Origin of the sequence: Pseudomonas nitroreducens, assembly GCF_024170165.1 — a bacterium.
Lineage (GTDB): Bacteria > Pseudomonadota > Gammaproteobacteria > Pseudomonadales > Pseudomonadaceae > Pseudomonas > Pseudomonas nitroreducens_C.
This window is the reverse complement of sequence record NZ_JALJXP010000010.1, coordinates 35854-46758: the sequence shown is the minus strand read 5'-3', so window position 1 is coordinate 46758 and position 10905 is coordinate 35854. Positions and strand designations below refer to the sequence as shown.

The 10905-nt window shown below is 66.7% G+C and carries 1 protein-coding gene; it reads right to left on the bottom strand.

The window, feature by feature from the left end; translation table 11 throughout:
- Window positions 1-37: 37 nt before the first annotated feature.
- Window positions 38-10687: a VCBS domain-containing protein gene (locus J2T47_RS19635; protein WP_253450465.1), complete on the bottom strand. Its 10650-nt coding sequence runs from the start codon at window positions 10685-10687 to the stop codon at window positions 38-40.
- Window positions 10688-10905 lie beyond the last annotated feature (218 nt).

The following is a 10905-nucleotide window of genomic DNA, read 5'->3' as shown; positions in this document are numbered from 1 at the left end:
GTCTGTCCTTGATCGATCCTAGAAAGTCGCAGGTTCCTCATTGGCCGCTCCGGCGCTGGGCGGCATCCCGCAACTGGGCGCGGAAGCCCGGCGCGGTCTGTGCTTTTTCGGTCTTGCCGAGCATGTCGGCGGGGAACGGCGCCCACACCGACGGGTCAGGCAGCAGGCCGTCGGCGGTGAGGCTGATGACGCCGTGTCGACCTTCTACCCAGGCCTGGTCCAGGGCCGCGGCGCGGCGACTCTCGGCCACGGCGCGGGCGACGAACTGGCCCCTGACTTCACCCAGCTGGGCCCCCAGGGAGGGACTGTCGGTTTCCGCGGTGGCGAAGAAGCGGATGTTGCTGCCGTCGGCACCCCAGTTGGAAAGCGACAGGCGCTCGTCGATGCGCTCCACCACCGGCTGCACGAAGATCGCCGGGCTCACGTCGGGGATCCGCTGATACGGCCGGCCGTCGTCGCCGAAGCGGTCGAAGTGCGGGCCCGGCGGGATGTACGGCGTGGCAATGTCCAGAGTGATGGTCAGCACGGCATCGTCGGTGGCGCCGGCCAGGTCGCTGATGGTGTAAGTGAAATAGTCCTTGAGGACCTGCCCCAGGCCTGCCGCGGCGAGTACTTCGCGATTGCTCAGGTCGATGCTGTAGGTGTAGCTGCCGTCGGCGTTGAGGACGAGCGTGCCGTAGCGCCCGGCAATCGGCTGACCTACCACTCCGCGGGTGCCGCTGTCGGTTTCCTGCCCGGTGCGGATGCCGGTGACGCTCAGCGAGTCGCCGCCATCCACGTCGCTGTCGTTGGGCAGGACGTTGCCGCTGGCCTGCGGGGCCGGCGTCTGGTCGGTGGCGCTGTTGCTGTCGTCGCGGGCCACCGGGTTGTCGTTGGCGCCGTCGATGACCACGGTCAGGCGTGCGTCCGAGGAGGCGCCGGCGGTGTCGCGCATGCGGTAGGTGAAGACTTCCTGCAGCTTTTCGTTGGCGCTGCGCATGGCCTGCACGGTGGGGTTGTCGTTGTCGACGCGGTACTCGTAGCTACCGTCGGCGTTGATCGTCAGTTTGCCGTAGAGGCCCTGCAGCACGTTGCCGGCGTTGGTCGTGGCACCGTTCTGGTTGGTGAAGTAGACGACTGTCTTGGTTTCGCCGTACTGCACGCCGTCGACATCGGTGTCGTTGTCCAGCACGTTGCCGCGCGGGTCGACGCCGGGTGTGCCGTTGTTGACGCCGCCGGCTTCCACGGCCAGCGCGTTGTCGTCGCTGGCGATCGGCGTGTCGTTGCGCCCGTCGATGGTGATGGTCAGCAGGCCGGGAGTGGCGCCGCCCCAGATGTCCGCGCCCAGGTAGGTGAACTTGTCCTGCAGGGTCTGGCCGCTGGCGCGCAGGGCTTCCACTTCCGCCAGGGAGTTGTCCAGTTCGTAGCTCCAGCTGCCGTCGTCGTTGATCGTCAGGGTTCCGTACTGGCCACGCAGGCTCTGACCGGGGGCCGCGGCATTGGCCGGCGGCGGGCCGTCGCCGGCCCAGTAGGAGGCCACGTGCATCACGTCCTGCGGGATGGTGGTGATGGTGTCCGGGTCGGTGTCGTTGGCCAGCACGTTGCCGGATGGATTGCTGCCCGGCACGTTGTTGTGCAGGCCGCCGTCTTCGACCGCCGTGCCGAAGTCCGGCGCGGTGTCCGGTGGCTGGTTCTGGCCGCGGACCAGGATGATCAGCGTGGCCTGGTCGTGCAGGCCGCCATCGTCGGTGACCTGGTAGGTGAAGGATTCCAGGGCGAACGCCAGCGGGCCGAGGGCGATGATGTCTGCGTTGGTATTGTCGACGAAGTACTGGTAGCTGCCGTCGGCATTGATCACCAGGGTGCCGAACGCGCCGGCGATGGTCTGCGGGCTGCCGGGTGTCACCGTCACGGTGCTTACCTGCGCACCTTCCGGGCCGACCGCGATGGTGGTGACACGCATGTGGTCGCCGGCATCGACATCGGTGTCGGCGCCGAATACGCCGCCAAGCAGGCCGATGCCGGTAATGACGTTGCCGGTGGGATTGCGCCCGCCGCTTCCGTCGAGGTTGGCCACCGCGTAGTTGATGTCGTCATTGGCCACCGGGGCGTCGTAACGGCCCGCGATGGTGATGGTCAGCTGGGCGATGGAGTTGGCGCCATCGGTGTCGTGCATGCGGTAGGTGAAGACTTCCGTCAGGCTGTCACCGGTCTTGAGCGCCTGCACGGCGGCCAGGCTGTCGTTGACCACGTAGGTGTAGGTGCCGTCGGCGTTGAGGGTCAGGCTGCCATAGCTGCCGGCCAGGGTACGGGTACCGTTGACCAGGCTGAGGAACACCCCGTTGTCGCTCCTCGTCCCGGTGCGCAGGGCGTCCAGGGTGCGGGACTCACCGTAGATGTTGCCGTCGACGTCGACGTCGTTGGTCATCACGTTGCCGGTGGCCGGCGCACCCGGCGTGGCGTTGTTGGTGCCGCCCGCCTCGATGGCGTCGCCGGTGTCGTCGACGGCGATCGGGGTGTCGTTACGGCCATGGATGACCACGCTGAAAGAGGCAGTGACGAACTTGCCGTTGCCATCGGTGACGGTGTACTGGAATACGTCGCTGAGGGTCTGCTGGTTGGTGCGCAACGCCTGTACCAGCGCATTGTTGTTGTCCACCACGTAGCGGTAGTTGCCCTGGGCGTCGAGTACCAGGCTGCCGTAGCGACCGGCCAGGCTCTGGCCGAGGGTACCGGCGGTGCCGTTGAAGTTGACGTAGCCGGAGATGGTCACCGGGTCGCCGTCCGGGTCGCTGTAGGAGGAGCGGATGCTGCCGCTGGGGTCCAGCCCCGGCACATTGTTGAGCAGACCGCCGGCCTCGATGGCATCGACGCTGACCGGGTTGACCACCGGCGGGTCGTTGACCCCGGTCACGGTGATCACCAGCTGCGCCTGGTCGGTCAGCCCGCCGGTGTCGTGGATGCGGTAGGTGAAGATCACGTCCAGGCTCTGGTTTGCCGTGAGTGCCTGGATGGCCGGATCGGCGCTGTTGACGACGAAGGTGTAGGTGCCGTCGTCGCCCAGGCTGAGCTGGCCGAAGTTGCCGCTGATGAGGGTGCCGTTGGCCAGCCGGGCGACCGTGCCGGTGATGTTCGTGGTGATGCCGCTGGTGACGCCGGTCAGCGTGCCGCCGGCGCTTTCCAGGCCGGAGCGCACGCCGTCGACCTTGAGCTTGTCAGCGTTGGGCCGGTCGACAGTGTCGACATCGGTGTCGGTGCCCACCCCGGCGTTACCGGTGATCACGTTGCCGCTGGCGTTGACCGGTGCCGGGCTGCCGTCGCTGGCGCCGGCCGTGGCGCTGCCGTGGTCGTCCACTGCCACCGGCGCGTCGTTGGCGCCCTGGATGGTGATGGTGAGGGTGGCGATGGCGCTCAGGCCGCCCTTGTCGGTCACCTGGTAGGTGAACTGCTCGGAGAGGAGAGGGTCGCTGGGGGACCGCGCCTGGACCACGGGATTGTTGTTGTCCACCACGTAGCGATAGGTGCCGTCGGAGTTGATCGTCAGGCTTCCGTAGAGGCCCGCAACAGTGGTCGGTGAGCCGGGGGCGACCGGCAGGATGGCGCCACCGCCGGTGCCGTCGAAGCGCACCAGGCTGACGGCCTTGGTCTCGCCGTAGACTATTGCGTCCACGTCACTGTCGTTGTCCAGGACGTTGCCGGTGGCATCGCTGCCGGGAGTGCCGTTGTTGGTGCCGCCGGCCTCGATGGCGGCGCCGGTGTCGTTCTGCGCGACGGGGGTATCGTTGGCACCGTGGATGTCGATGGTCAGGGACGTCGAGCTGCCCAGTCCGGCGATGTCCTCGATGAAGTAGCCGAACGACTCGCGCAGCACATCGCCGGCGCTGCGCAACGCCTGCACCTCTGTGTTGTTGTTGTCGACTTCGTACTGGTAACCACCGGTGGCAGTGATGTACAGCGTGCCGTAGCGGCCGGCCAGACTGACGACGCCGACGGCAGGCACCAGGACGAAACCGCCGTCGGCGTTCTCCAGGCGTACAACCCGGATCACATCGTTGTTGGTGTCGATGTCCACGTCGCTGTCGTTGTCCAGCACGTTGCCCGTCGGGTTCACCCCGGGGTCGGCGTTGTTAAGGCCGCCGGCCTCGACGGCGATGCCGATGTCCGGGTGGGCGATGGGGGCGTCGTTGACCGGAGCGATGACGATATTCATCTCATCGGTATCGCTCAGGGCGTCCGTGGGGTTCTGCCCGGGGATGCCGTCGCCGGTACCGGGTGAGTCGCCGAAGTTGCCCTGGTCGTTGGTGACCATGGTCAGGGTTTCGGGATCGCGGAAGGTGTTGAAGTCCTGGTTGCCCTTGTAATAGAGCTGGCTGAGCAGCACGTTGAGCTGGGCGAGGGTCCCGGTCAGCACCAGCTGGGTGCTGGCGCCAGTCGGTGGCGTGGCGTCGGCGGCCGGTGCTGTGGCGCTGATCCAGAGAACGCCGTGGAGCACCGAAAGAGTGATGGTCAGCTGGCCATTGCCGGCGTCGACGTCGCTGACCGCCAGGCCGCCGATGTGCAGCACGGTGTCTTCCGCGCCGCTCTGGTCGGAAACGGTGTTGATCGGCGCTTCGTTGATGTGCACGTAGCCAAAGTCGGCCTCGCCCTGCGGCGAGCTGCTGCTGGCGTCCAGGCTCAGTTCGACGCGGGCGTTGCCGTTGGCGCTGCCGTCGCTGTCGATGCGTACCCGTAGCTGATTGCCGCTGGTGCCGTTGACGTCGCTGATGTTGGCCAGCGCTTCGATGCGGTAGAGGTTGCCGGCACCCGCCGGGAGGATGCCGAACACGTACTCGCCGTTGGCATCGGTGGTGGTGCTGCCCAACACCTCGTCATCGGCGTCGCCGAAGATGCCGTTGGCGCCGGCCCAGGTCAGCGTCACGGTCTGCCCGGCAAGGCCGGGGCCATCGGGCGTGGCGCTGCCGGTGGCCGACGCCGTGTCGTTCCACAGGGTGCCACGGACCATGCCGAAGGCGATGCCGACGCTCTTCACGTAGTTGTTCAGTACGCTGTTGTCGGCGCCGGGGCCGTCGTCCCCGGTACGCTCGCCGGTCGCGCTGCTGGCGCTGCCCACCGCCGAGCCGCCCCAGCTGGTGAAGCTCTGCGGCAGGCTGGTCCAGGTCAGCACCGCGGAGCTGGCGGCGTTGTTGGCGATGGGGCTGTCGGGCACGGTGACGCTGTAGCGGAAGCTGACCTTGTCGCCGACGTTCAGCCTGGCGATATCCAGGCCGATGCCGTTGGCGGGGTTCGCATCGATGTTCAGGGTCAGGCCGGCCAGGGTCGCGGCGCCGCCGGGTGCGAAGTCGGCCGCGGTGTAGGTGGCGCTGGTGCCGTTGGCAGCGCTGATGGTCACGCTGACGAACTGGTAATTGCTGCCGTTGGGCAGCTTGTCCTGCAGGTGGACGTCATAAGCGGGCACGTTGCCGTTCTGCTGGAAGCTCACCTCCAGGGTGGCGTCGGTGCTGTTACCGGGATTCAGCGATAGGTCGATTACCGACTTGCTGGGGTCGCTGAAGCCCGGTTCGACCACGGTCTCGTAGACGGTCCCGCTCTGCCCGCGCGGGTTGCTGTTGTTGTCGACGTATTCGCTGACCTGCATGCCCAGCTGGCTGCCGGCCTGGTTGGAGAGGATGTTGCGGACGCGGACGTTGAAGTCGATGACCACGCCCTCGATATCGGTATCGGCGGGCAACTGCTCGGTATTGGTCAGGGTGCCGAGGTTGATGGTGACCCGCTGGCCACCGGTCGGGCTGCTGGTCGGAGCGATGCTGAAGAGGGAAGGGTCCAGCACCACCGTCGGGCCGGGCCAGCTGCCGGGGTTGGACGGGTCGACGGGCACGTTGGGGTCGATCGGGCGGGCGATGTCGCTGAGCTGGTTGCCCTGTACCCAGAGGCCGGCCACGCTGTTGGCATCGAGCAGCGGGTTGCTGCTGTTGAGCCCGCCCTGGGTGCTGGAAACGAAGGCGATGAGGATCTTGTTGAGGTCGGCGGCGAGAAATTCCAGACCCGGAGCGAGGTCGATGACGATCTGGTAGTTGGTGTTGCCAGTGGCACTGGAGGCGATCTGCACGGCAACGCGGTAGCGGATCACTTCGCCGACCGCCACCTGTTCGACCGGCGCCGAGGTGTCGACCACGCCGCTGGCGTTGGTGGGCGGCGGCGTGTCCTGCATGCCGCCGACACGGGAAATCTGGATCTGGTTGGAGACCGGGATCAGCAGGGTGTTGTCGATGCTGTAGTCGTTGAGCACGCCGCTTGCGAGGATGCCATCGGTGCCGTTGCGCTCGCCGCTGTCGATACCGTCCAGGCTGGTCCACTGCACGCTGGCCTTGTTGGTCATCACCGGCACCGTGCCGACCTGGTCGTTGACCACCCCGGAAAGACTGATGACGATGCTGCCGCCGTTGGCCAGGTCCACCTTGCCGCTGGTCTGCAGCACGCCATTGACGATGACGAAACTGCCAGCGGCGGCACCGCTGATGTTGGTGATGGTCATCCCGCTGATCTGCACGGGCAGATTGTCGAGGAAGCTCAGGTCGAAGGCGTCGGTACCGCTGCTGTTGCTGATGGTGATGTCCCAGGTGATCGGGGCGTTCTCGCCGAAGCCGCCGAACAACGGGTCGGTGGTGAGCTTCTGGGTGACCGACAGGGTCGGCTCGACGATGGTCACGCCGGGCTGCTGGCTGCTGGCGAGGCTGCGATCCACTGCCACTGTGCCGTTGGGCGTATCGCCGTCGGGGTCGCTGTAGGTGAGCTGCGCGCCGTTGTTCAGGGTGACGCCCTGCTGGTTGGAGCCGATGTTGTTGGCCACCAGCACCAGGCGGATGACGAAGGCATTGTTGCCGGTGTTGTTGTCCGCCGCCGGGTTGGCAGCGCTGAACACCAGGCGCACGTCGCCGCCATCGCTGCCGTCGGCGCTGAAGCTTGCGACCGTGATGGTGCCGGAGAAATTCTGCGCGAGCGCGCCACTGAACGGATCGCTGCCGTTGTTCACGGCGTTGTAGATGATCTGGTAGCCCGCACCGCCGAAGGCCGAGAGGTCCAGGCGCAGGCCCGGCGGGATCAGGTCATCCAGGCGCAGGTTGGCGGTAGAGCCTTCGGGCAGGGTGATGACGATGTCGTAGGTCATCGTCTCGCCGATCGCCAGGTTGCTGCCGCTGGTGTGGGTGGCGCTGGAGTCGTCGCTGCTGAGGCTGCCGTCCTTGTAGGTCTTGCTGATGGTCGGCGCGGCCACCTGCTGGTTGGCGACCTCGACGATGTCTACCGGAGTGAAATCCTGGCCGCCCTCGACGCTGGCGTAGTTGGTCAGCGCCGAGCTGCTTTGCAGGGTGCTGGAGGCGAGGATGGCGTTGCTCACGGTGACGTCGTAGGTGATCACCACCACATTGCGCCCGGCGGCATCGTTGCCGTCAGGGGCACCGGCGCGGCCGGCAAGGAGAGCTCCCTGGCCGTTGCGGTCGATGAAGGTGATGCTGTTGCCGCTGACCGTGTAGTCCACGCCGGACTGCAGCAGAGCGCCGTCGCCGCGGTAGATCTGCAGGTTGGCTCCCGCCAGGCTGCCGCCGACGAAGGCCAGGCCCGCCGGCAGGGTGATGCTGGTGGCGACGTCAAAGGCATTGCCACCGCCGCTGTTCTTGATGGCGGTAGCCAGGCGCAGGGTGTCGGCGCCGTCGATGCCGCTGACGTTGCCATCCACCGCCGCCAGGCTGGTCACGCTGCCGCTGAAGGGCGTGCCGGTGGTGCCCGGCTGGGCCCAGGTGCCGGTGGTGCCGGTGACCGTGCCGTTGGTGGTGGAAACCACGCCGTGCTTGATGTCCAGCACCGGTTCGGCAACCGATTCGATGACCGCGACATCCGAGGAGATCAGCGGCGTCTTGTCGATGGTGGTGGTCTGGCTGGACTGCGCCAGCACGTCGAGTTCGCGCTGGTCGGCGTAGGGCTGGTCGCCGACCACCATGGTGAAGCGCACCTGCACCGTGCCGCCGTTGAGGCCGCCGGACACATAGTTGCCGAAGTCGAAGATGATCGAGTTGCCCGCCCCGGTGGTCACGCTGTCGGGCACGTCGAGGATGCTGTTGCCGGGGCCGAAGCTCCACTGGCCGACACCGTTGCCGATGCTCCAGTTGATGCCCGTCGCGTTGAGCAGCGGCAGCGGCAGGTAGGCGGTGAGCTTGAAGTTCTCGTAGTCCGCCACCAGCAGGTCGTAGGTGATGGTGAAGGTCACCACGTCGCCGGGACGCAGCTCGCCGTTGGCCGGCGGATTGCCGCCGTTCACCTGGGTCAGGGTGATATCGATGTTGGAGGTGTCGATGGTGCTGGTGGTGCCGGAGCCGTCGGTCTGCTCGCCGCCGATGTTCACAGCGTCGCGCAGCACGGTGGCATCCACCACCGCGTTGTTGCTGACGCTGTCGCCTTCGTTGAGCTGGTCATGGGGCGGGTGGTCGGAGGTGTAGGTGGTGTCGATGGTCGCGTCGTAGACGATCGACATCCGCGTGGCGCCTTCCTGCACATCGTCATCCCAGAGGTCGCCGAACAGCGCATAGAGGCCGGGCCCCTGGACGGCTGCAGCGATGGACGCGCCGATGTCGAAGACCAGCGTGGTGCTGCCGTCGGCATTCACCGTGGCGGTGTAGATCACCGGGATGACCTGCGATGCGCCGTGTTGCTGGATGACGATGCTCGGTGCATTGGCGGCGGAGAAGGTCTGGCCGTCGCTGAGCTGGTCGGTGACGGTAAAGGTGCCCTGGCCGAGGATGTTCTTGCCGAAGGCGTAGAAGTCGGAGATGTCCACCTCCATGGTGTAGCGCAGGGTATCGCCTGGGGTGATGCCGGGGGTACCGACGTCGGTCTGCAGGTTCACCGTCTTGAGCAGGGTGATCGATTTGGCGACGAAGGTGATGCCCGCGCCGTCGCCGGTCACGGTGAAGGGGTAACCGTCCGGGTCGGTGGGGCGGTCGCGCGGGTCCAGCGGGTTCCAGTCGCCGCTCACCGTGGCGGTGCCGAAGGTGATGGTGCGCGGGTTGCCCGTGGCAGGGTCGAGCACCGGCCGCCCGGCCGCGTCGATCTCCGGCACGTAGAAACCGACCTGGGTGGTGCTGGGGCCGGTCAGGGTGTCGTAGTGGATGGTGTAGCTGGCGACGAAGGCGTTGGGGTTGTTCAGCGCCGCGGCGATCAGCGTCGGGTTGGTCAGCACGGTGCCATCGTGCAGGGTGATCGATGCCAGGGTGCCGCCGGCGCCCGGGGTGATGGAGCTGACGTGGACCTGGTCGGGCACCGTCTGGGTAACGGTCACGTTGTTCAGGGTCTGGCCGGTAGCCGGGGTCACAGTCACCGTTTCGGTGCGGGTGAAGTTCGGGCCGGTGACCGTCTCGCCCTCGGGCATGTTCACCGTCTGGGTCACCGAGAGCAGGGTCGGGGTGACCACGAAGCTGTGCAGCGCGGCCTCCACCAGGGTCGGGTCCTGTGCCGGGTTGTTCAGCGAATCATTGCCGTACTCGAAACCGCCACGGGCATTGATGGTGAGGTTGGGCGCACCGTCGGAATAGCTGGTGTCGGCCAGGTTGCTCAGTTGCGCGGTGATCTGGATGTCGATGGCCGGCTGACCGCTGGTGACGCTGGCGTAGGGCAGTTGCAGCACGACCATCTGGTCGCCGGGCTTCATGCCGACGCTGGCGGCATTGATCACCAGGGCATTGCCATTGGCGTCCTTGGCCAGCGGGTGAGTGGCGTTGCCGTTGACGTCGAAGGTGAGTACGTACTGGTTCACCGCCTGGCCCAGGTAGGTGGCGGAAACGAAGGTGGCGCCGTCATTGCCGTCGCGGCCGGTGGCCGGCATGAACAGGTCGATATAGGGCGCGTAGCCGACCTGGGTGGACGGGTTGCTGAAGATGACGTCGAAGGTGAAGGTATCGCCCAGGCGCACCGTCGAGCCGCCGCTGCCCAGGGCCACCGTGGGGCTGGCATCGGCCAGCAGGCCCTGGAAGCTCACCAGGGTGTCGGCGCTCAGGGCGATGGACTTGTCCACGTCGCCCGCGCGCACTTCCAGGTTCCAGTCGCCGCCGGCGCTGGTGGATCCGGTGGCGTTGCTGGAGGCGCCGACGTCCGCGCCGGTCCAGCGTGCCAGTTCATTGACCAGCGCCTGTCCGGCGGCGCCCGAGCCCGTGTCGCAGCCGTACAGCTGGATATCCGCACCGGCGTTCAACTCGCCGCGCCAGGCGCTCAGGCGTTCGCCGAGCTGGTCGACGCTCTGGCTGGTGAAGGTCTGGTTGCCCAGGGTGAACTGGCCGGTGGCGCCGTGGGAGAAGATCTGGATCGAGTCGACCTTGCCCAGTTGCGTCAGCGCGTTGCTGATGGCCGCGATGGCGTCCTGCCCGGCATCCACCACCAGCGCGGTGGTGCCCACCGGCAGGTTGGCGGCGAGCTGGTCGCGATTCTCCAGTCGGGCATCGATCACCACCAGGTTGCGCGGCGCCGCCTGTGCGGGCGCCGCTGCCTGGGCGCGTGCCTCGACAGCGGTGGCCGGCTTGGCGGTGTCCTTGGCCTCGGCGGCGGTGCTATCGTGGTGCTGCTGATCGACGGCCGCGGCGGCGGCGCCGTCGAACAGGATGCGTTGTTCGAGCGCGAGGGCGTGGGCGACTGGCTGAAAGAGCTTCGAGCGATATTTGGCCTGCATTTCCCTAATTCCGGCTGGTATTTCCCCAGAGAAAAGCAGTCCTACGCATATCTGCTTACGGAATTGACGCTAGTCGGGATTGGAATTTTCGCCAGAAGAACAGGGACATAAACGACAAAACGCGATACGCCGTGTAGTCGGAAAGTATCGGAATTCTTACAGGATGATGGCTGCAAGCCTTTACCCGCGCGGCTTTCCAATGAAGCGCGGGGAAGTGT